Genomic DNA, 20,450 nt, shown 5'->3' with positions numbered 1-20,450 from the left:
CGGATGCCGCACCGCGTGGCGTCGTGCGCGTCAGCCCTCGCCGTCGACCACCTGGAAGCCAGCCCAGAACGGGTCCCGATCGTCGACGAAGATCGTGTTGTAGCCGGTGACGCGCGCCCAGCCCTCGATCGTCGGGATGATCGCCGGCACGCCGCCGACGGTCGTCGTTCCGGCGACGCGGCCGGTGAAGGTGGAGCCGATGATGCTCTCATGCACGAAGGCCTCGCCTTCCTTGAGCCGTCCCGTGGCGAAGAGCTGCGCCAGGCGCGCCGAGGTACCGGTGCCGCAGGGCGAGCGGTCGATCGCCTTGTCGCCATAGAAGACGGCGTTGCGGCCCGACGAGCCGGCATGCTTCGGCTTGCCGGTCCACTGCACATGGGTCAGCTGGTTCAGAGCCGGATTGGTCGGATGGACGATGCTGTGCCGGGCATTGAACGCCGCGCGCAGCTTCGGCGACAGGCGCACGATATCGGACGGTTCGAGGTCGGAGAGGTCGGCATAGTTCGCCTGCGGCTCGACGATCGCATAGAAATTGCCGCCATAGGCGATATCGACCTTGAGCGTGCCGATCCCGTCGACCTCGACCTCATAGTCGCGCCCGAGCAGGAAGGACGGCACATTGGTCAGCGTGACGCTGTCGACATAGGGCCCGTTCTGGACATAGCGCGCCTCGACGAGGCCGGCCGGCGTCTCGAGCCGCAGCAGGCCCGGCGTCTTCGGCGTCACCAAGCCGTGCTCGATCATCGTCGTTACCGTGCCGATCGTGCCATGACCGCACATCGGCAGGCAGCCCGACGTTTCGATGAACAGGATCGCGATGTCGTAATCCTCGCTCGACGGCGGATAGAGGATCGAGCCCGACATCATGTCGTGGCCGCGCGGCTCGAAGCAGAGCGATTTGCGGATCCAGTCATATTCGGCGAGGAAGTGCTGCCGCTTCTCGAACATGGTCGAGCCCTTCAGCACGGGAATGGAACCGCCGGTGACGACGCGGACCGGATTGCCGCAGGTGTGGCCGTCGATGCAGAAGAAGGAATGGCGCGCCATGGTCTTGCCTCCGGGCCCAGCGGCCCTCTCCGTCAGAAGCGCTCGGCGAAACGCCGAGGCGAATAGGGGGTGATGTCGATCGCCGGCGGGCGGCCGGCCAGGATGTCGGCCACGATTTCCGCGCTCGCCGCTGCCTGCGTCAAGCCGTAATGGCCATGCCCGAAGGCATAGACGATGCGCGGTTCCGACGGCGCGCTGCCGATCACGGGCAGCGAATCCGGGATCGACGGGCGAAAGCCCATCCAGCGCGTTCCGCCAGAAAGATCCGCATCCGGCAGGAAGGCGGCGAGGCGCTTCAGGATCGCATCGACGCGCCCGAAATTCGGTGCCGCGTCCAGCCCCGCGAACTCGACGCTGCCGCCCACGCGGTCGCCCGTATCGAGCGGCGAGGTCACGAAGCCCTCGCCCTCATACATGATCGGCCGGTTGAGACCGAGCCGGCCGACCGGCAGCGTGACATTGTAGCCGCGCTCGGTATCGAGCGGGATGCGGTCGCCGAGGGAGGCGGCGAGACGCTTCGACCACGCACCCGCCGCGACCACGACCGCGTCATAGAGCGCGATGCCGCCCAGCGAATGCGAAAAGCCGATTTCGCCGCCGCGCCGGAGCGCGAGCGCCTCCATCTGTACGATGCGGGCGCCGCGCTCGCTGGCCCTGAGGCCAAGATCGAGCGTCACGGCGCGCGGATCGGAAACATGGCAGCCGCCGGGATAGAGCACGCCCGACCGCGCGCGCGGTCCGAGCGCCGGCTCGAGCGCGGCGAGCTCCGAGGCGGTGAGCGGCTGGACGTCAATGCCCATGGCGCGCTGCCGCGCGATCAGGCCGTCGGCGGACCGGCGCGCCGCGTCGGAGGCCCAGACCGAGAGGATGCCGTCGCGGCGCAGATGATGCGCAAGGCCGAGCCGGTCGAGGCGCCGCTCCCAGGCCGGCAGCGACAGGCCGTTCAACGCGGCAACAGCCAGCGTCGAGGCCTCGATGCGGGCGGGGCGGCTCGCCGCGACGAAGCGGGCGAACCAGGGGATCAGCTTCGGCAGATAGGTCGGACGGAGCGCAAGCGGCCCGAGCGGATCGAGCATCCAGCGCGGCAGGTTGCGCCAGGCCTTGGGCGAGGCGAGCGGCAGGATGTCCATATGGGCGATCCAGCCGGCATTGCCGGCTGAAGCGCCGGCGGCAATGCCGTCGCGATCGACGAGATCCACGACATGGCCCTCGTCGAGAAGCGCATGGGCGACAGCGACGCCCACGATTCCCGCTCCGATGACGGCTATGCGCATTCCCGTATCCGTCTCGCCGAAGGAAATATGAACCTACATTTCACCTGCCCCGAAAAGGGAGGGCAAGTGCATGGAGCGGCCGTCTCACCTCTCGCCGCATCCCAATCTCCGGCGTCATCCCAGGCTTGACCCGGGATCCATGCAGCCGAGGTGCAGGACAATCGAGCGCCTCAGGCTGAATGGATCCCGGCTTTCGCCGGGACGACGGAGGATCGGACAAAGGCCGGGAACCTCATCCCGGAGGTCCGAGTCCGCCTCTCCCCGAGCAATCTTCAGGGAGAGGTGAAGAAAGGCGAGGCGAACCCCGTCTTTTTCGCCAGCCGTCACCTTCTCCGCTAGGGGAAGGCGCAGCTGCGCATGGCCAATTTCACGCAGCCAGCGGCAGACCGACCTCGGGCAGCGCCGGGCGTTCAGCCAGCGCCTTCTTCATCACGGCGTCAAGCTCCGCCTTCTCGGCGGCGTCCAGCGGCAGGCGCGGGGCGCGGGTGCGGTCGGTGCCGCGACCGATCAGCTTCTCGCAATATTTGATCGCCTGAACGAGGTCCGAGCGGGCATCGAGATGGAGGATCGGCATGAACCAGTCATAGATCGGCATCGCCTCGTCGAAGCGGCGATCGCGGATCAGGCGGAACAGCGTCTCGCCCTCGCGCGGGAAGACGTTGGACATGCCCGACACCCAGCCGACGCAGCCGAGCGCGACGCTCTCCAGCACCACGTCATCGAGGCCGCAGAACGGGATGAACCGATCGCCGGTCATGTTGCGCACATCGACGATGCGGCGCGTGTCGCCGGACGAGTCCTTGAAGGCGACGATCGTGTCGATCTCCGCCAGCGCCGCCAGCATGGTCGGCGTCACGTCGGTGCGATAGGAGGGCGGGTTGTTGTAGATCATGATCGGCGTGTCGGTCGCCCGCGCGATCGTCGAGAAATGATCGAGCGTCTCGCGCGGCTTGGCCGGATAGACCATGGCCGGCATGACCATCAGCCCATCGACACCGATGCGGTTCGCCTCGCGCGCATAGGTCGAGCCGAGCGCGCTGGTATATTCCGCAAGGCCCGAGATCACCGGCAGGCGCCCGGCGACGGTCGAGACCGCCATTTCCAGGAGCGAGAACTTCTCGGCATGCGACAGCGAGCAATTCTCGCCGACCGTGCCGCACATCACGAGACCCGAAACGCCGTCGGCGACCAGCGCCTCGACGACCTTCTTCGTCGCATCGAGATCGACGGAGAAGTCCTCGCGAAACTGCGTCGTCACCGCCGGAAAAACACCCTTCCAGCTCGTCCTCGGATCCATGTCGTGATGTCCTTCGTTTCTGTCGACAGTTTGTATTTAACATCAGTCAGCCGACGGAGCAATGCCGCCACAGCACCAAATCGGCATGGAAAAGCCCGCCATGCGGGGCATGGCGGGCTTGAATGGGGCGGAACGGGGCTGAAGCAGCCTACCCTTCACCTCTCCCGGAGGAAGATGAAAGGAAACGCCTTACGCCGGGACGGCTTCGAGCTTGGCGGCGACGAGGCTGCGCAGCGTGCGCAGGTCCTTGGCGAACTGGCGGATGCCCTCGGAGAGCTTCTCCGTCGCCATCTGGTCCTCGTTGAGCGCCCAGCGGAAGCTCTTCTCGTCGGCAGCGATGGTGGCCGGCGACGTGCCGGGGTTCGCCGGATCGAGCTTGCGCACCAGCGTGCCCTCGTCGGCGGCGAGCTTTTCGAGCAGCGCCGGGGCGATGGTCAGGCGGTCACAGCCCGCCAGAGCCTCGATCTCGCCGGTCGAACGGAACGAAGCGCCCATGACGACGGTCTTGATGCCGCGGGTCTTGTAGTAAGCGTAGATCGCGCGGACCGAGAGGACGCCCGGATCCTCTTCCGGCTCGAACGTCTTGCCGGACGCCTTGACGTGCCAGTCGAGGATGCGGCCGACGAAGGGCGAAATCAGGAACACGCCGGCCTCGGCGCAGGCGGCCGCCTGGGCGAGCGAGAACAGCAGCGTCAGATTGCAGTCGATGCCTTCCTTCTGCAGGATCTCCGCGGCGCGGATACCCTCCCAGGTCGAGGCGAGCTTGATCAGGATCTTCTCGCGCGGAACGCCGAGTTCCTTGTAGGCGGCGATGATCGACCGCGCCTTGTCGAGCGAGGCCTGCGTGTCAAAGGAGAGGTCGGCATTGACCTCGGTCGAGACGCGGCCGGGCACCAGCTTGGAGACCTCGGCGCCGAAGGCGACGGCCAGACGATCCGCGACGGCGGCGGCGATAGCGTCACGCGAGCCACCCTGCTTGGAGCCCCAGGCAACGGCGGCGTCGATCACGTCCTTGTACTGCGGCAGCTCGAACGCCTTCAGCACCAGCGAGGGATTGGTGGTGCAATCGACCGGACGGAAGGTCTTGATCGCCTCGAGGTCACCCGTATCGGCGACGACCACCGTCATGGCCTTGAGCTGTTCGAGTTTCGAGGTCATCGGACATTCCTCCATAGAGCGGCGGCGCATAGTGCGCACATATGAAGGGCATATGAGCATCTTGGCCTCCAAATGGAAGCCGAAAAATCGCGTCATTCCCTGTCGGCGTTTGCCGTCCGCTCCACTCGATCGCTTTCCGTGCTACAGCCTCTCTCCCCCTGCCAGCGATGAGGCGCCGCCATGCCTGATGCCGTCGTAGCCGACATTGACCTCTCCGGCCTCTGGTCCCTCGCGGAGGCGTCCGGCGCACCGCTCGGGCCGATCGCCATTCCCGGCGACATCCACTCCGCGCTGCTCGCGCTCGGTCGCATCCCCGATCCGCACAAGGGGACGCACGAGGCGGAGGTCCAGTGGGTCGGCGAGGCGGAATGGGAGATCGTCCGCAGCTTCGAGCTGGACGCGGAACAGCTCGCCGGCCGCTGGCCGGTGCTGGACCTCGAATTCGTCGACACCTTCGCCCATGTTTTCGTCAATGGCGGCCTGGTGGCGAAACTCGGCTCAAGCTTCATCCGCCACCGCCTCGACCTCGACGGGCTGCTTCGGCCCGGCGCGAACGAGATCCGCATCCGCTTCCTGCCCGCCGGCGCCGAAGCGAGCCGCCTCGCCGCGATCCAGCCCTTCCCGATCCCCTGGAGCGTCGCGAACAATCGCGTCCCGGACCTCAACATGATCCGCAAGGCGCAGTGCCATGGCGGCTGGGACTGGGGGCCCTGCCTGCTGGTCAGCGGCCTCTACGCGCCGCCGGCGCTGCGCCTTCTTGAGCGCGCGCGGATCGAAAGCGTGCAGATTCGCCAGCAGCATCAACAGGATGGAACCGTCGTCGCATTGGCCGAGGTGGAACTGGTCGCGAAGACGGCGACGACCGTGCCCCTCGCCGTCTCGCTCTGCGGCCATACCGAAACCGTCTCCGTATCCGTCGACCCAGTCTCGGGCGGGCGCGTCACGGTCGCGCTGAATGTCGGCAAGCCGGCGCTCTGGTGGCCGGCGGGACATGGCGCCCAGCCGCTGCACGAAGCCGTGGTCACGATCCCCGGCGACCGCGTCACGCGCCGCATCGGCTTCCGTACGCTCGAAGTGGTCACCGAGCCCGACCAAGCCGGCGCCTCCATGACCTTCCGCGTCAACGGTATCGACATTTTCTCCAAGGGCGCCAATTGGATACCGGCAGACGCCCTGCCCTCGCGCATCAGCGGCGAACGCGTCCGCGCGCTGCTCACGGCCGCGGTCGAAGCCAATATGAACATGCTCCGCGTCTGGGGCGGCGGCTTCTACGAGTTCGACGTCTTCTACGATCTCTGTGACGAGCTCGGCCTGCTCGTCTGGCAGGACATGATGTTTTCCTGCTCGCAATATCCCTCGACGCCGGAATTCCTGACCACTGTCGACGCGGAATTACGCTATCAGATCAAGCGCTTGTCGAGCCGGCCGTCGATCGCGCTCTGGTGCGGCGACAATGAGGTGATCGGCTCGCTGACCTGGTACGAGCTGTCGCGCAATAATCGCGACCGCTACCTCGTCAATTACGACCGGCTGAACCGCGTCATCGAGAAGGCCGTGCTCGACACCGATCCCGGCCGCCGGTTCTGGCCCTCGTCGCCCTGCAATGGCGATCTCGACTATGGCGACGCCTGGCACGACGATGGTTCGGGCGACATCCATTTCTGGGATGTCTGGCACTCGAACAAGAATTTCGAGCACTATTACACCGTCAAGCCACGTTTCTGCTCCGAATTCGGCTTCCAGTCCTTCCCCTCCATGACCGCGATACGTTCCTTTGCCGAGCCAAAGGACTGGAACGCCACGGCGCCGGTCATGGAATTTCATCAGCGCGACGGCGCCGGCAATGCGCGCATCATCGATACGATGGCGCGTTACTTCCGCGTGCCTTCGAGCTTTCCCGATTTCGTCTATCTGTCACAGCTGCAGCAGGCCCTCGCCATCGAGACGGCGGTTCGCTATTGGCGCAGCCTCAAGCCGCATTCCATGGGCGCGCTCTATTGGCAGCTCAACGATGTCTGGCCGGCCGTCTCCTGGTCGTCAATCGACTGGACGCTCGCCTGGAAGACCCTGCATCATCACGCGAAACGCTTCTTCGCGCCGGTGATGCTGACCGCGCGCATCGTCGACGGCCGCCTCGTCGCCCATGGCGTCAGCGATCTGCACAAGACGGTTCCGATCGAGGTGAGGCTGCGGACGCTCGACCTGTCCGGGCAATGGCTGGACGAGCGCCGCTGCAAGGCGCAATTGCCGCCGGACCGGGCGGTCGAGCTCTTCTCGCTGCCGGCCGAAGGCGGCACCGACCGCATCTATGTGCTCGACGGACGCCACGGCGACGATTTCGATCCGGCGCTTCAAGTCGTGGTCTTCCCGGCCCCGCCCAAGCGGTTCGAACTGCCGGAGGCGACCGTCACGGTCGCAGCCGACGGCCCCGGCCGCTTCGTGCTGTCATCGGACGCCCCGGCCTTCTACGTCCGGCCCGAGGCCGAAGGGCGGCCCGGCCATTTCGATGATACAAGCTTCCTGCTGCTGCCGGGCGAAGACCGCGTCGTGACGTTCCGCCCCGAGCCGGGCACGACCATGCCGCAGGCGGGAGACCTCACGATCCACCATCTCCGGGCGAGCTATCTCTGAAGCGGAGCGGGCGCGGCGAAAGCCGCGCCCGCTTGTCGATACCGCTTATCGACGGACCCAGCCGCCGGGGACGAACACCCAGCGCGGACCGCGGCGCACCCAGCGCGGCTGCGCATAGTGCCAGCCCGGACGATAGGCGATCCACCGGCCCGGCACCCAGACATAGGCCCCGGCGCGCCAGCCCCAATGGCCGGGAATCCAGACATAGCCCCGGCGCGGCGGCGGGACGCGCTCACGGCGCGGCGGCGGCGGCGCCATCCACATCGTCTGGGCTTCGGCCTCGGCAACGGGCAATCCCGCCAGCGGGGCGGCGACCGCGCCCGCAAACAGACCACGCAACAGATTGCGCCTCGAAATCATGGCTGTTCCTCATGTTGTGGCGCTGATCGCGCCGGTACGCCCGCTCATCTTCAACGCGCCATGCGACGGATTCCGTCGCGCCACGGCCTGTCAGAGCGAATAGCCGTGCTGCTCCAGAAACAGCTTCAGCCGTTCGGGAAACTTGAGCACCTTCTTATCGGTGGCCGGACAGGTGTCGAGATCGGCGCCGGTGAGGCAGGTCTCCTCGCCCTCGTCCTTGCTGGAATCCCAGTGGGCCAGGAGATCCTGATAGGCGGAACGGCCACTTCCGGCCCGGATGCTCGCAGCAACCCAACCCGCGAGGAAGCCCGGCGACGTCCAGCGGGTCTGCGGATCGGCGTCCTCCTCGAGCTGCTTCAGCCAGTCGCGGTGGTTCCTGACGTAGCGCGGGTCTGCGGTGAGATCGACGCGCTTGCCGTCGCGCACCGTATAGATCACCAGCGGCGCCGCGCTGCAGGCATAGCAATCGAAGGCGTACAGGAAGGCGTTGTCGACCGACACGATCTCGGCGACGCCGTCATTGCCGAGATCCTGCAGATAATAGCCGTCACCGTCGAACGAGCCAATCTCGACCGGCACCCAGCCAGAGGCCGTCTTGGTGGCGACGGCGACCTGCGAACAGCAATGCGCACCGCCGGAATAGGAGGAGAAATAGACCTCCTTGCTGTCGTTCGTCGGATCGATCTCGACGATCGAGGCGCTGACCGCGGGAACATCCATGCCAGAGGCAACGCCGACATACTCGAGAACCCTCTTCTCGCCGACGAAGACCTCGAAGACCGGCACGTCGAGATTGGGGTCGACCTTCGGCCGCCGTTCCTGATGGATGCGCACCGTGATGCCGGAATCCGTGACGCTCGCCTCCTTCGCCCCCTCGTCGAATTCGGCGGTCGGGAAGTCGGGTTGATCGTCGCCATCGCTAGCTTGTGCATGACCGGCCGTCTGCCCACCGAGCAGAAGCGCAGCTGCCAGCAGGAGCGCGCGGACAGCTGACGAACCGGCAGTCGGTATGGGGATCACAGGGGGCCTCCCGATTCGCATTTCTTCCGAGTCTAGGCGTGGATCGGAACGCTTGAAAGCGGCTGCATTGCGTCCGCCGCCGCGACACGCGCCCGCTTGAGCCGGGCGAGCCCTCCCCTTAAGAACGAATGTCCCATCCACCGAGAGGCCCCCATGACAGCATCGACCCAAGGCCGCAGTGGCGGCGAACTCATCGTCGACATGCTGGCGGCGAACGGGGTCGAGCGCGTCTTCACGGTTCCCGGCGAGAGCTTCCTCGCCGTGCTGGACGCGCTGCATGGCTCGCCGATCGCGATTACCAATGCCCGGCACGAGGGCGGCGCCGCGATGATGGCCGAGGCCTGGGGCAAACTCACCGGCCGGCCGGGCGTCGCCATTGTGACACGCGGTCCGGGTGCGACGAATGCGGCGAGCGGCATCCATGTCGCGATGCAGGATTCGACGCCGATGATCCTGCTCGTCGGGCAGATCGCGCGGGGCCATCGCGACCGCGAGGCATTCCAGGAACTCGACTATCGCCAGGTCTTTTCGGGCCTCGCCAAATGGGCGACCGAAATCGACGACGCGGCCCGCATCCCGGAGATCCTCGCTCGCGCCTTCCATGTCGCGACGTCCGGCAGGCCAGGGCCGGTGGTGATCGCCCTGCCCGAAGACATGCTGCGCGAGCGCGTCTCGCCGCACCTGCCCGAAGCCTTCGACCCGATCGAGACGTTCCCGGGACTGACCCAGACGGCGCAGCTTCAGAAACTGCTCTGGGCCGCCGAACGCCCGCTGGTCATTGCCGGCGGATCGCGCTGGAGCGACAAGGCCGTCGCCGCGCTCGCGCGCTTCGCCGAGCGCTTCGACCTGCCGGTCGCGGTCTCCTTCCGCCGCCAGGGGCTCTTCGATCACGAACATCCGAACTATGCCGGCGATGTCGGCCTTGCCATCAATCCCGCGCTGGCGGAGCGCATCCGCGACGCCGACCTGCTGCTCCTGATCGGCGGCCGTCTCGGCGAAGTCCCCTCTTCCGGCTATACGCTGATCGACGTGCCGGAGCCGAAGCAGAAGCTCGTGCATGTCCATGCGAGCGCCGAGGAGCTCGGCCGCGTCTATCGCCCGACGCTGGCCATCAATGCGACGCCGAACGGCTTCGCCGCTCAGCTCGAAGTGGTCCACCCGCCCGTCGAGATCCGCTGGCGCGACGCGACGCGCGCCGCCAACGCCAGCTATCGCGCCTGGTCGGAGCCCGCGCCGCGAGCCGTCTCAGGCGTCGAGCTCGGGGCCGTCATTGCACATCTGAACGCCACGCTGCCGGACGACGCGATCCTGACCAATGGCGCCGGCAACTATGCTGGCTGGCTGCATCGCTATTACCGCTTCCGCCGCCCCGGCACGCAGCTCGCCCCGACCTCGGGCTCGATGGGCTATGGCCTGCCGGCCGCGGTTGCCGCCAAGCTGCGCCATCCCCAGCGGACCGTCGTCGACTTCGCCGGCGACGGCTGCTTCCAGATGACGGGCCAGGAGTTCGGGACTGCGGTCCAGGAAGGCGCGGCGATCATCGTCATCGTGGCCGACAACGGCATGTATGGCACGATCCGCGCCCATCAGGAGCGCCACTATCCGGGCCGCGTTTCGGCGACCGATCTCGTCAACCCGGATTTCGCGGCGCTGGCCCGCGCCTTTGGCGGGCATGGCGAAACCGTCCGCACGACCGCAGACTTCGCCCCGGCCTTCGAGCGCGCGATCCAGAGCGGCAAGCCCGCGATCCTGCATCTCCTCACCGATCCGGAGGCGCTCTCGACGCAGACGACGTTGAGCGGCCTCCGGTCAAACGCGGACCGCTGACGCGCGCGACTCAGGCGATGCCCTGCGCGATGATGCCATTCTGTCGCTTCAGGAAGGCGAGCAACCGCTCCTGAAAGTCGGGAACGACGGCGGCCTTGACCGAGGCGCGGTCCCCCAGCGCCTTGCGCCAGGCCTGAACCTTGGGCAGGCCCTCGAACAGTCCGAGATCCCGGACGGCATCAAAGCCCTCGAAGATGCGGAAGATCGGCGCGAAGACCGCATCGACGAGCGAGAAGGACGGGCCGGCGAAGAAAGGACCGTCGCCGAGCTCGGCCTCGACCCGCGCGAACTTCTCCTTGACCGTCTTGACCTTGGCGTCGAATGCCGCCTGATCGGCCGTGGTTTCGAGCACCCAGACGTCGCCCAGGATCGTCGAGCCGAACTCCATCCAGCCACGATGACGCGCCTTCAGCAGCGGATCGGCGGGATGCAGCGGCGCCGGCTGTGTCTCGTCCAGATATTCCGCGATCACCGTACTCTCGAACAGCACCTCGTCGCCGACCTTCAGCAACGGGACCTTGCCGAGCGGCGAGATCGCCATGAACCAGTCCGGCTTGTTCGAAAGGTCGATATTGGTGCGTTCATAGGGCACGCCCTTCTCGCCAAGCACGATGGCGGCGCGCTGGACGTAGGGGCAGAGATCGAAGGAAACCAGGGTCAGCGGCGGACTCATGGGGTACTCCTCAATTGACTGCACCGCAGGTTCGATGCATATGCATTCACTTAGATGCAAGTACATCGACTTGTCAAGATGAATGCATCTGCATCCAGATCGGGAGTGCGCCATGTCCGCGACAGAACCATCGGAGGCCGTCGTCAACGCCTGGGTCGGCCTGATGCGCGCGCAGCAGGTCGCGCTCCAGGCGATCGAAGCCGACCTGAAACAGGCGGGATTGCCGCCGCTCGGCTGGTACGATGCGCTGCTCGAACTGCGCCGGGCCGAGGGCGGCGCGCTCCGGCCGCTGGAACTGCAGCAGCGATTGCTGCTCGCGCAGCACAATGTCTCGCGCCTGATCGACCGGCTGGAAGAGGCCGGTCATGTGCATCGCAGCCCCTGCAGCAGCGACGGGCGCGGACAGATGGTGTCGATCACCGAGAGCGGCCGGGCCTTGCTGGACCGCATGTGGCCGATCTACCGGGCGGCCATCGCAGCCCATGTTGGCGCGCGGCTCGACAATGACGCGGATGCCACCACCTTGGCGCGACTGCTTGGACAGCTCGCGGCACGCGGCTAGAACAGGCTCTCTTGCGACGGCGCCTTCGGACGGCGCTTTGGCTTCGCCGGCGCGGCGGATCCGGCCGCGACCGCGCCGACCTTGCCATCCTGGAGTTCGATCGTCAGTGCGTCGCCGGGAGCGATCGCCGTCACCGAGCGCACCGGCGCGCCGGCGGCATCGGTCACCAGCGCGAAGCCACGGGCCAGCACGCTGCGATAGGATAGGGTGTCGAGCAGGCGCGCCGCGCGATCGAGCCTGTCGCGGCTCTTCTCCACGATCCGCGCAAAGGCACGACGGCCGCGTTCCTCGGCTTGCCCGAGCCGGTCCCTACCGCGCGTCACGCGCTCGGCGAGCGGATCGATCCTGAGCCTGCCGGAGAGCCGGGCGAAGGCTGCGCGCTTGCGTTCGGCATGGACCTCCAGCGCCCGCCCCTGCCGTGTGGACAGGGCGGCCAGCCGTTCGCCGGCGCGCATGATCAGGCGATCGAGCGAAGCAGACTGCAGCCGGCCGGACGAACGCTCCAGCCGCGCGCGATGCGCCAGCGTGTTGGTCGAAAGGCCGCGGGCGAGACGGCCGGCGAGTTCGTCGAAGCTGCGCCGGGGAATGGCGAGGAGATCGTCGAGACGCGGCAGCGCGCGCGCCGCGGCGCGCAGATCCCGGCGGCGTCCTTCGACATGACGGAGCATGGCGCCGTCGAGGCGGCGCGAGAGATCCGATACGGCGCCCACTAGTTCCGAGCGGACCGGCACGGCCATCTCCGCGGCGCCGGTCGGTGTGGGCGCGCGGAGGTCCGCAGCATAGTCGATCAGCGTCGTATCGGTCTCGTGGCCAACAGCGGAGATCAGGGGGATATCCGAGGCCGCGGCGGCGCGCACCACGATCTCCTCGTTGAAGCCCCAGAGATCCTCGAGGCTGCCGCCGCCGCGCGCGACGATCAGCACGTCCGGCCGCGGGATCGGCCCGCCCGGCGCAATCGCGTTGAAGCCGGCGATCGCCGCCGCGACCTCCGCCGCCGAGGTCTCCCCCTGGACGCGCACGGGCCAGACCAGCACGGCGACAGGAAAGCGATCGGCAAGACGGTGCAGGATGTCCCGGATGACGGCGCCGGTCGGCGAGGTGACGACGCCGATGACGCGCGGCAGATAGGGTATCGGCCGCTTGCGGGCCGGATCGAACAGGCCTTCAGCGGCGAGGCGGCGGCGACGCTCCTCGAGCAGCGCCATCAGCGCACCGACGCCGGCCGGCTCCAGCTGCTCGATCACGATCTGATATTTGGACGAGCCCGGGAAGGTCGTGAGCTTGCCGGTCGCGATCACCTCCATGCCCTCTTCGGGACGGAAGCGAAGGCGGCCGAAATTGCCCTTCCAGATCACGGCCTCGAGCTTGGCGCGATCGTCCTTGAGCGCGAAATAGGCATGGCCGGAGGAATGCGGACCACGATAGCCGGAGATCTCGCCGCGCACGCGGACATAGCCATAGGCTTCCTCGACCGTGCGCTTCAGCGCCAGCGAGATCTCGGAGACGGAGTATTCGGCGGCGTTGGAGGCTGTCTCGGTCATGCCGTCTCGGTTGTGGGGCCCTCTGTCCCTGAATGCCCGCCGACCGGACGGTGGTCAAGCCGGACTTGCGGCGCGCCCCCCGCTCGCTTATCGCTCGCGCATGTCCCGCTACGACTTCACCACGCAGAGGCTCTTCCTCGACGCGCCGCTCGCCGCGGATGCGCTCGTCCCGCTCGATCGCGACCAGGCGAACTATCTCGTCAATGTGCTGCGCATGGGCCCCGGCGCCGCCATACTCGTCTTCAACGGGCGCGAAGGCGAATGGCGCGCGACCCTGGAAGGTGACCGCAAGCGTGCACAGTTGCGGATCGTCGAAGAGACCCGCCCCCAGACGCCGCCCGCCGATCTGCACTATCTCTTCGCCCCCCTCAAGCAGGCGCGGCTCGACTATATGGTTCAGAAGGCCGTCGAGATGGGAGCCGGGACGATCCGCCCGGTCATCACCCGCCGCACCCAGGTGACGCGCCTCAATGAGGACCGCCTTGCCGCGAATGCGATCGAGGCGGCCGAACAATGCGGGATCCTCACGATCCCGACCATCGCGGCACCGCGCCCGCTCGCCGACGTGATCGCCGCCTGGGAGGATGAAAGCCCGGACCGCCGGCTGATCTTTTGCGACGAGGATGCCGCCGGCAGCGACCCGCTCGCGATCCTGCATGCGCTGCGCGGCACGCCGCTCGCCGTGCTGATCGGCCCCGAAGGCGGCTTCTCGCCGGAGGAGCGCACGCTGCTCGTAAGCCGCCCCTTCGTCACGACGATACCGCTCGGTCCCCGCATCCTGCGCGCCGACACGGCAGCCGTCGCGGCGCTGGCGCTCGTCCAGGCTGCCGCCGGCGACTGGAACGAGGCGCCCTAGCCTATTTCGAGATCCGCAGCTTCGAGATCTCGCCGGCGATCGATTGGAAGGTCGCCAGCAGTTGCGAGGAATCCTGCACGTCGTAGAACATGTCCGGGCTCGAGGCGCAGTTCTTCAGCACCGTGCTGGAACCCGTCGTGACCTCGACGCGCACCGTATAGATCTGGATGCCCTTGGCCTTCATGTTGGTGCAAAGGGTGGAGAGCCTCGAATCCATCGCCGTCCGGCGCGTCGTATCCGAGCCGGACGTGATCCCCAGCCGATTCTGCCAGATGTAGCCGATCGAGGAATAATACGAGGCGTTGCTGTTGCTGCCGCCGGGATTGGAGTTCTGGTTCTGCCCGTCGGTCATCAGCACCACGATCTTGCTGTGCTCGGTATCGGTATAGGCCACGCCATCGCCGAACGGGCCGGCCGGGGCGAGTGTATTCCAGCCCCAGGCGAGACCGATCGGAATGTTGGTATCGCCGACCGCCGTCATGGCACTGATCGCCGACTTGATGCTCGTCGTGTTGTTGGTCAGGCGCATCAGCGGCGCCAACCCGCAGCCCGAATTGGGTCCATAGGTATAGCCGGTCGAACTGTTGGTGCCGGTCTTGGTGAAGTTCTTCGTGTACTTCGCGGAATAGGTCTCCTGCGTCTTCCAGTTCGTGCTGGTCGTCACATCAGCCAGATAGGAGTTCGGATAGACGGCGGAATTGCCGCTCTTGGTGTCCGGCTCGTCGGGGGCGAAATACGGCACGTAATAGGTCGATGGGTTGGAGGCGCTCGGCAGCGTGTCCTGGACGTCATAGGGCATGGGCCGCGACTCGACACAGCCGCCCCATGCGACCCCCATCTTTTCGAACAGGCTGAAGCGATTGACGCCTGTCTTGTCGAAGATCTCGCTATGGACCGGCGACAGCGCCTGCGTGTCCATCCACGTGGCGGTCTTGTAGGACGCGCCGACCTTGACCGTCATGGAGAACGGAACCAGCGCAACGCGCAGATCGTCGGCCTGCTTGGTGCCCTTGGCGAGCGTATCGACGAGAGAATTCGCCGCCGTGATCAGCGAGGAGAGCTTCGAGCCCGCCATGGAGCCGGTATTGTCGAGCACCAGCGCCAGCTCGATCTTCTTTGCCTGACGGACGGCCTCGGTCGAAACGACGACCGGCAGCGTCTTCACGCCGACGAGGCTCGCGAGAGTCGTCGGAACGCTGCCGGACGCCGTCACATGGATCGTCCCGCCGGTCTGGGTCACGGAATCGACCTGCCAGGAACCGATCGCGGCACCGTTCACCTGCGCATTGACCCATTTCGTGATCGCTGTCTTCGCATCGGCATCGGACATGGCGGGCTGGCTGCCGATCGCAAGCACGGCCGCGTCGATGGAGTCCGCAAGACGCGACCGCGTCACCACCGTCCGGCCATAGTCGACAGCAACACCCAGGCCCATCAGCAACGGGATCGCCGCGACGGCGAAGATAACCGCGACGTTGCCGCGCCGATCGCTCAGCAGATTGCGCCAATGCCCCATAATGTCCCCTCAGAACGCATGAGGACCATAGGCAACCGCGCGCGGTAAACGCGACCTTAACAATCTGTATAGAATTAAGTCTTGTTTAAGCGCTTATTTATTGAATATTGGATTCCCGCAACTGGTATTTAACGTTTCATCAACGATAATTTCAGCCCGTCAGGACTGCAGCTGCGGCAGGTCGGCAAAGAAGGTCAGCGCATCCGGATTGGCGAGCGCCTCGATGTTCTTGACGGGCCGGCGATGGACGACCTCACGCACGGCGAGTTCGACGATCTTGCCGGACTTGGTGCGCGGGATGTCCGGCACGGCGACGATGCGCGCCGGCACGTGGCGCGGCGTGCACCCATTGCGAATGCGGGTGCGGATCGCCTTCTCGAGGGTCTCGTCGAGCTCCAATCCCTGGCGCAGGCGCACGAACAGCACGACGCGGACGTCATTGTCCCAATCCTGGCCGATGGCGAGCGCCTCCAGCACCTCGGGAATCTGCTCGACCTGATTATAGATCTCCGCGGTCCCGATCCGCACGCCGCCCGGATTGAGCGTCGCATCCGAGCGTCCATTGATGATCAGGCCGCCATGCTCGGTCCACTCGGCGAAATCGCCGTGGCACCAGACATTGTCGAAGCGCTCGAAATAGGCCGCGTGGTAGCGCGCACCCTCGGGATCGTTCCAGAAGCCGATCGGCATCGACGGGAACGCCCTGCGGCACACCAGTTCGCCCTTGCCGTGCCCAAGGTGCCGGCCCTCGTCGTCCCAGACGTCGACGGCCAGGCCGAGGCCGGGGCCCTGGATTTCGCCCTTCCAGACCGGCTTGTCGGGAATGCCGAGCACGAAGCAGGAAACGATGTCGGTGCCGCCCGAGATCGAGGCCAGATGAATGTCGTGCTTGATGCCCTGATAGACGAAGGCGAAGCTTTCCGGCGCCAGCGGGGATCCCGTGGAGGTCATCGTCGTCAGCGAAGACAGATCATGCGTCTCGATCGGACGGAGCCCAGCCTTGGCAACGCTGTCGATGAACTTCGCCGATGTCCCGAAAAGCGTCATCCGCTCGGCGTCGGCATAGTCGAACAGGATGTTGCCATTCGGGTGGAACGGCGAGCCGTCATAGAGCAGCAGCGTTGCACCCGTCGCCAGCCCCGAGGCGAGCCAGTTCCACATCATCCAGCCGCAGGTGGTGAAATAGAACAGCCTGTCTCCCTCGCCGATGCCGCAATGGAGATGAATCTCCTTGAGATGCTGCAAGAGCGTGCCGCCGGCCGAGTGCACGATGCATTTGGGGACACCCGTCGTCCCCGAGGAAAACATGATGTAGAGCGGATGCGAAAAAGGCATCGGCGTCGTCTCGACGGGCCGCGCCGCGAAGGGCGCCAGAGCCGCATCGAGCGAGACGGCGTTCGCCAGCCCGGCCGCGACCGCATCGGCCCTGCCGAGATAGGGAACGACGAGGACCAGCCGGACGGAGGTCAGCGCCGGCACGATCTCGGCGAGCTTTGGCGCGATGTCCATCTGCTTGCCGCCATAGTAATAGCCATCGCAGGTCACGAAGACCTTGGGCTGGATCTGGCCGAAACGATCGAGGACGCCCTGCGGCCCGAAATCCGGCGAGCAGGACGAGAAGACGGCGCCGATCGAGGCGGCCGCGAGCATGAGCGCGATCGTCTCGGGCAGGTTGGGCAGCATGGCCGCGACGCGGTCGCCCGGCGCGACGCCGGCCTTGAGCAGCACCTGCTGCAGCCGCGAGATGAGGCCGTGCAGATCGTTCCAGCTGAGCCGCCGGCGCACGCGATCCTCGCCCCAGAACACGATCGCGTCGTCCGCTCCGTGCCGGCGCAGCAGATTGTCGGCGAAGTTGAGCGTCGCGTCAGGGAAGAACCGGGCGCCCGGCATGCGGTGGCCATCGACGAGACGCCGCTCGCCCTTCTCGCCCGAAACGCCGCAGAAGTCCCAGACGAGGTCCCAGAACGCCGCCCGGTCCTCGATCGACCAGGCGTACAGGGCGTCATAGTCTGCGAGCGGCCGGTTGGCGCGTTTCGATGCCTCGGCGCGGAAGCGCGTCATGGGATGGTTGCGGAGGCGCTCTTCGGACGGCGTCCAGAGGGGCGTGGTTTCCATGCGCGTTCGATCCGTCCCTGGGGTCGAGGAATGCAAGATTTCGGCGCGGCAGCGAGGCGCCGCAACACCCTTGGATAAACCGGATCGGGCACTCAAGTCACGCGCCGCCGGAACCGTCAGAGGGCCGACGACATTGCGCCGCGGACGGTTTGTGCCTATCGGAAAGACCGTCGATCACCATGCCAACCGCCGTCGGAGCGAATGAAACGGCTCGCCCTTCTCTCGATCGTTCTCGCCATGCTGGTCGGTGTCTTCATCGTCACCGCGCCCAGCCTCGTCTCGATCGAGGTTGTGCGGCGTTCGATCACCTATGAGATCGCAGGCTGGGGTGGAAAGGCGCTGACATTCGAGGGGACGCCGACGGTCGCGTTCCGGCCCTATCTGACCGTCGGATTTCCGAAAGCCCGCATCGTCTCGATCCAGACCGGCGACACGCTGGTCACGACCGAGATGCTGTCGGCACAGATCCCCCTGCTTCCCCTCATCTTCCAGGGCCGCATCGAGCCGTCAGCCTTCGATCTGCGCGCGCCGGTCTTCCATTTCGTCACCGACGCGGAAGGGCGCCCCAACTGGACATTGCCATACGCGCTCGATGCGACGACGCGGGTGCAGCGCCTCTCGCTGACCGACGGGACGATCCACTATGCGAACGCCGCCGGACGGAGCGTGGAGATCGACCATGTCGATGCCCTTCTCAAATGGCCCGACCCTTCCGGCCCGGCGAGCCTCTCGGGCAAGGCAACCTGGCAAGGCAAGCCCGGGACATTCTCGATCACGATCGGCTCGCTGCTCGACTTCTTCGAGCAGCGCCTGACGACGTTGCAGCTCGCCGTCGACGCGGAACCCGTTCGCGCGACCTTCAACGGCCAGGTCCAACAGCTCGATCGCCCCACGGCGAGCGGCGATATCGCGATCCAGACGCCGGCTCTGCACGAACTCGCGAACCTCTTCGGCCTGTATCTCCCCGATCACGCCGCGTTCGGCGCCGCATCGCTGCAAGGTGCGGTGTCGCTGGCCCGCGGCATCGCCACGCTGCCGGATGCAAAGCTCTCCATCGACGGCAGCGACGGCGAGGGCGGATTGTCGTTCGACTTCACGAGCGCCCGCCCGTCCGCACAGGCGACACTCGCCTTCGACGACCTCGACATCGCGCCGTTCGCAGAGCTCGCCATGGACGCACTGACGGCGGCCCGCGCGCTGGGCGAGCGCGTGCTCGATTTCTCCGCACTCGGGCAGGTCGATCTCGACGTGCGCCTTTCAGCCGATCGACTGCTCTATGGCGGCGACGCGATCGGCCGTGTCGCCGGTTCCGCGGCGCTGCGGGCCGGACGGCTCGATGTCGCGCTGGCCGATATGCGCCTCTTCGACGCGCGCGTGTCGGCGAGCTTTTCCCTCGACACAGGCGGGCCAGCCAGCGAGGCGGCCATCAGGGCGCAATTCGATGCGCTCTCGCTGAAGTCGCTCCCAACGACCCTGCTGCCGTTCCTCGGCACGCGCGGAACGGCCGCGGGCATGTTCGCGCTGACAACGGGCGGCGATCGATGGGACGCCTTGATGAACAATCTGGCAGGCAGCGGCGAGCTGACGCTGAGCGGCGGGACGCTGAACGGCATCGACGCCTCCGCGCTCGCTAAGGCCTGGACCGACAAGACCGCCACCGACGCGCTTTCGGGCAAGACGGATTTCACCCAGGCGTCGATCGGCTTTTCTCTCGGCCGCGACACGCTCTCGATCGAGACCGGCCAATTGCAGGGCCAGGGCTATACAGCCGATTTCAACGGCAGCGCCGACTTCGCGCGACCCGCATTCGATATGCACGGTTCGATCGATTTCGACGCAGGCCGCTTCACGCCGGCGAAGAGCGTGCCCTTCATTCTGCGCGGCGACGCGGATTCGCTCGATATCGCGCCGGGCCAGCCGACGCCCTGAACCGGCGCGCGGGGCCGGCGTCAGACGGCGGCGAAAGCCGCAGCGGCAAGGCGGCGGCTATGGTCGCGGACATCGTCCGGCCAGGCCTGCGTCAGCGCATCGAACTGCTCGGCATCGCCGGCGAAGAGCGCACGGCTCGCCTCCTCGAAACGAGGCTGGTCACCGGCCATCGACGTCATGAAGCGGTTCGCCGATTCCTGGGCGTCGCGCCGGCGATCGAGCGAAGCATTTTCGCGCCGCGCGGCATCGACGAGGCGCCGGAGCGCGACCGAGGCGCCGCCCGGCTGCCGGCTGAGCCATTCCCAATGCCGCGGCAGCAGCGTCACCTCGCGCGCCACGACGCCGAGCCGCGGCCGGCCGCGCCCGCGCGCCTCCCCTGAGGTTTCCGGTTCGCCCTCTTCCGCGACGGGGCCGTCGATCGGAGCCGCCTCGATCCGCTCGCGCACATCCTCCACCGAGCCGCGGAAATCGATCTCGATCGGTCGGCTGGTCGCTTCCTCGAAGACGGCGACCGGCTGCCCGCTGTCGACCAGGCCCTTCACGGCAACGGCTACGTCGCCCACGAGACCGGAGGCCACGCGCTTCACGCCGCAAAATGCCGTGCAATAGATCGTGCGGACTGCCTTCATCTGCGTTCTCCGAAC

The 20,450-nt window shown here is 66.7% G+C and carries 16 protein-coding genes; 5 read left to right on the top strand and 11 right to left on the bottom strand.

Annotation, left to right across the window (positions count from 1 at the left end; translation table 11 throughout):
* Window positions 1–30 precede the first annotated feature (30 nt).
* The 4 genes from GGR25_RS16110 to tal form a co-directional block, all read right to left on the bottom strand.
* Complete coding sequence (locus tag GGR25_RS16110; RefSeq protein WP_183399854.1) at window positions 31–1,047, bottom strand: 4-hydroxyproline epimerase; 1,017 nt, start codon at window positions 1,045–1,047, stop codon at window positions 31–33.
* 32 nt (window positions 1,048–1,079) lie between these two features.
* Window positions 1,080–2,321 (bottom strand): NAD(P)/FAD-dependent oxidoreductase, encoded by a 1,242-nt coding sequence (locus tag GGR25_RS16105; RefSeq protein ID WP_183399853.1) that lies wholly within the window; start codon window positions 2,319–2,321, stop codon window positions 1,080–1,082.
* A gap of 367 nt (window positions 2,322–2,688) precedes the next feature.
* Complete coding sequence (locus GGR25_RS16100; protein ID WP_183399852.1) at window positions 2,689–3,618, bottom strand: dihydrodipicolinate synthase family protein; 930 nt, start codon at window positions 3,616–3,618, stop codon at window positions 2,689–2,691.
* Between the two features lie 189 nt (window positions 3,619–3,807).
* Entirely contained in the window at window positions 3,808–4,776 is a 969-nt protein-coding gene (gene tal, locus GGR25_RS16095; protein ID WP_183399851.1) for a transaldolase, read from the bottom strand.
* A gap of 180 nt (window positions 4,777–4,956) precedes the next feature.
* Here tal and GGR25_RS16090 point away from each other — a divergent pair, with 180 nt between their 5' ends.
* A complete protein-coding gene (locus GGR25_RS16090) occupies window positions 4,957–7,407 on the top strand; it encodes a beta-mannosidase (protein WP_183399850.1) in 2,451 nt (816 codons plus the stop codon).
* Between the two features lie 45 nt (window positions 7,408–7,452).
* Here GGR25_RS16090 and GGR25_RS16085 read toward each other — a convergent pair whose 3' ends face one another.
* On the bottom strand, window positions 7,453–7,767 hold the full coding sequence (locus tag GGR25_RS16085; RefSeq protein WP_183399849.1) for a YXWGXW repeat-containing protein: 315 nt from the start codon (window positions 7,765–7,767) through the stop codon (window positions 7,453–7,455).
* A gap of 90 nt (window positions 7,768–7,857) precedes the next feature.
* Window positions 7,858–8,787: a hypothetical protein gene (locus GGR25_RS16080; RefSeq protein WP_183399848.1), complete on the bottom strand. Its 930-nt coding sequence runs from the start codon at window positions 8,785–8,787 to the stop codon at window positions 7,858–7,860.
* A gap of 153 nt (window positions 8,788–8,940) precedes the next feature.
* Here GGR25_RS16080 and GGR25_RS16075 point away from each other — a divergent pair, with 153 nt between their 5' ends.
* Entirely contained in the window at window positions 8,941–10,614 is a 1,674-nt protein-coding gene (locus GGR25_RS16075) for a thiamine pyrophosphate-binding protein (RefSeq protein ID WP_183399847.1), read from the top strand.
* Between the two features lie 10 nt (window positions 10,615–10,624).
* Here the strand turns inward: GGR25_RS16075 and GGR25_RS16070 are convergent, their stop codons facing one another.
* The gene (locus GGR25_RS16070; RefSeq protein ID WP_183399846.1) at window positions 10,625–11,287 is read right to left on the bottom strand and encodes a glutathione S-transferase family protein; all 663 of its coding nucleotides are present in this window, start codon (window positions 11,285–11,287) and stop codon (window positions 10,625–10,627) included.
* Between the two features lie 112 nt (window positions 11,288–11,399).
* Between GGR25_RS16070 and GGR25_RS16065 the strand changes: the two genes are divergently transcribed.
* Complete coding sequence (locus GGR25_RS16065; protein WP_183399845.1) at window positions 11,400–11,849, top strand: MarR family transcriptional regulator; 450 nt, start codon at window positions 11,400–11,402, stop codon at window positions 11,847–11,849.
* Here GGR25_RS16065 and xseA read toward each other — a convergent pair.
* Window positions 11,846–13,390 (bottom strand): exodeoxyribonuclease VII large subunit, encoded by a 1,545-nt coding sequence (xseA, locus tag GGR25_RS16060; RefSeq protein WP_183399844.1) that lies wholly within the window; start codon window positions 13,388–13,390, stop codon window positions 11,846–11,848. The genes GGR25_RS16065 and xseA overlap by 4 nt on opposite strands.
* 100 nt (window positions 13,391–13,490) lie before the next feature.
* Between xseA and GGR25_RS16055 the strand changes: the two genes are divergently transcribed.
* The gene (locus GGR25_RS16055) at window positions 13,491–14,246 is read left to right on the top strand and encodes a 16S rRNA (uracil(1498)-N(3))-methyltransferase (RefSeq protein ID WP_183399843.1); all 756 of its coding nucleotides are present in this window, start codon (window positions 13,491–13,493) and stop codon (window positions 14,244–14,246) included.
* A 1-nt stretch (window position 14,247) separates the two neighbouring features.
* Here GGR25_RS16055 and GGR25_RS16050 read toward each other — a convergent pair whose 3' ends face one another.
* Window positions 14,248–15,762 (bottom strand): TadE/TadG family type IV pilus assembly protein, encoded by a 1,515-nt coding sequence (locus GGR25_RS16050; protein ID WP_183399842.1) that lies wholly within the window; start codon window positions 15,760–15,762, stop codon window positions 14,248–14,250.
* A gap of 159 nt (window positions 15,763–15,921) precedes the next feature.
* Window positions 15,922–17,877 carry an acetoacetate--CoA ligase gene (locus GGR25_RS16045; protein ID WP_183399841.1) on the bottom strand — a complete coding sequence of 652 codons (1,956 nt, stop codon included), beginning with the start codon at window positions 17,875–17,877 and terminating at the stop codon, window positions 15,922–15,924.
* 201 nt (window positions 17,878–18,078) lie between these two features.
* On the opposite strand from GGR25_RS16045, the gene GGR25_RS16040 reads away from it, so the two are divergent.
* A complete protein-coding gene (locus GGR25_RS16040; protein WP_183399840.1) occupies window positions 18,079–19,806 on the top strand; it encodes an AsmA family protein in 1,728 nt (575 codons plus the stop codon).
* A 20-nt stretch (window positions 19,807–19,826) separates the two neighbouring features.
* Here GGR25_RS16040 and GGR25_RS16035 read toward each other — a convergent pair whose 3' ends face one another.
* Complete coding sequence (locus GGR25_RS16035) at window positions 19,827–20,435, bottom strand: DUF2239 family protein (protein WP_183399839.1); 609 nt, start codon at window positions 20,433–20,435, stop codon at window positions 19,827–19,829.
* Window positions 20,436–20,450 lie beyond the last annotated feature (15 nt).

Source organism: Kaistia hirudinis, assembly GCF_014196455.1.
In the GTDB taxonomy this organism is placed as follows: Bacteria; Pseudomonadota; Alphaproteobacteria; order Rhizobiales; family Kaistiaceae; genus Kaistia; species Kaistia hirudinis.
Note: the sequence above shows the minus strand (reverse complement) of the source record. Positions and strands in the feature narration are given on the sequence as shown.

Excerpts from the sequence above, each read along its gene's own strand:
- GGR25_RS16110 (WP_183399854.1), bottom strand. The coding sequence starts at position 1,047 with ATGGCGCGCCATTCCTTCTTCTGCATCGACGGCCACACCTGCGGCAAT.
- GGR25_RS16105 (WP_183399853.1), bottom strand. The coding sequence starts at position 2,321 with ATGCGCATAGCCGTCATCGGAGCGGGAATCGTGGGCGTCGCTGTCGCC.
- GGR25_RS16100 (WP_183399852.1), bottom strand. The coding sequence starts at position 3,618 with ATGGATCCGAGGACGAGCTGGAAGGGTGTTTTTCCGGCGGTGACGACG.
- tal (WP_183399851.1), bottom strand. The coding sequence starts at position 4,776 with ATGACCTCGAAACTCGAACAGCTCAAGGCCATGACGGTGGTCGTCGCC.
- GGR25_RS16090 (WP_183399850.1), top strand. The coding sequence starts at position 4,957 with ATGCCTGATGCCGTCGTAGCCGACATTGACCTCTCCGGCCTCTGGTCC.
- GGR25_RS16085 (WP_183399849.1), bottom strand. The coding sequence starts at position 7,767 with ATGATTTCGAGGCGCAATCTGTTGCGTGGTCTGTTTGCGGGCGCGGTC.
- GGR25_RS16075 (WP_183399847.1), top strand. The coding sequence starts at position 8,941 with ATGACAGCATCGACCCAAGGCCGCAGTGGCGGCGAACTCATCGTCGAC.
- GGR25_RS16070 (WP_183399846.1), bottom strand. The coding sequence starts at position 11,287 with ATGAGTCCGCCGCTGACCCTGGTTTCCTTCGATCTCTGCCCCTACGTC.
- GGR25_RS16065 (WP_183399845.1), top strand. The coding sequence starts at position 11,400 with ATGTCCGCGACAGAACCATCGGAGGCCGTCGTCAACGCCTGGGTCGGC.
- xseA (WP_183399844.1), bottom strand. The coding sequence starts at position 13,390 with ATGACCGAGACAGCCTCCAACGCCGCCGAATACTCCGTCTCCGAGATC.
- GGR25_RS16055 (WP_183399843.1), top strand. The coding sequence starts at position 13,491 with ATGTCCCGCTACGACTTCACCACGCAGAGGCTCTTCCTCGACGCGCCG.
- GGR25_RS16050 (WP_183399842.1), bottom strand. The coding sequence starts at position 15,762 with ATGGGGCATTGGCGCAATCTGCTGAGCGATCGGCGCGGCAACGTCGCG.
- GGR25_RS16045 (WP_183399841.1), bottom strand. The coding sequence starts at position 17,877 with ATGGAAACCACGCCCCTCTGGACGCCGTCCGAAGAGCGCCTCCGCAAC.
- GGR25_RS16040 (WP_183399840.1), top strand. The coding sequence starts at position 18,079 with ATGAAACGGCTCGCCCTTCTCTCGATCGTTCTCGCCATGCTGGTCGGT.
- GGR25_RS16035 (WP_183399839.1), bottom strand. The coding sequence starts at position 20,435 with ATGAAGGCAGTCCGCACGATCTATTGCACGGCATTTTGCGGCGTGAAG.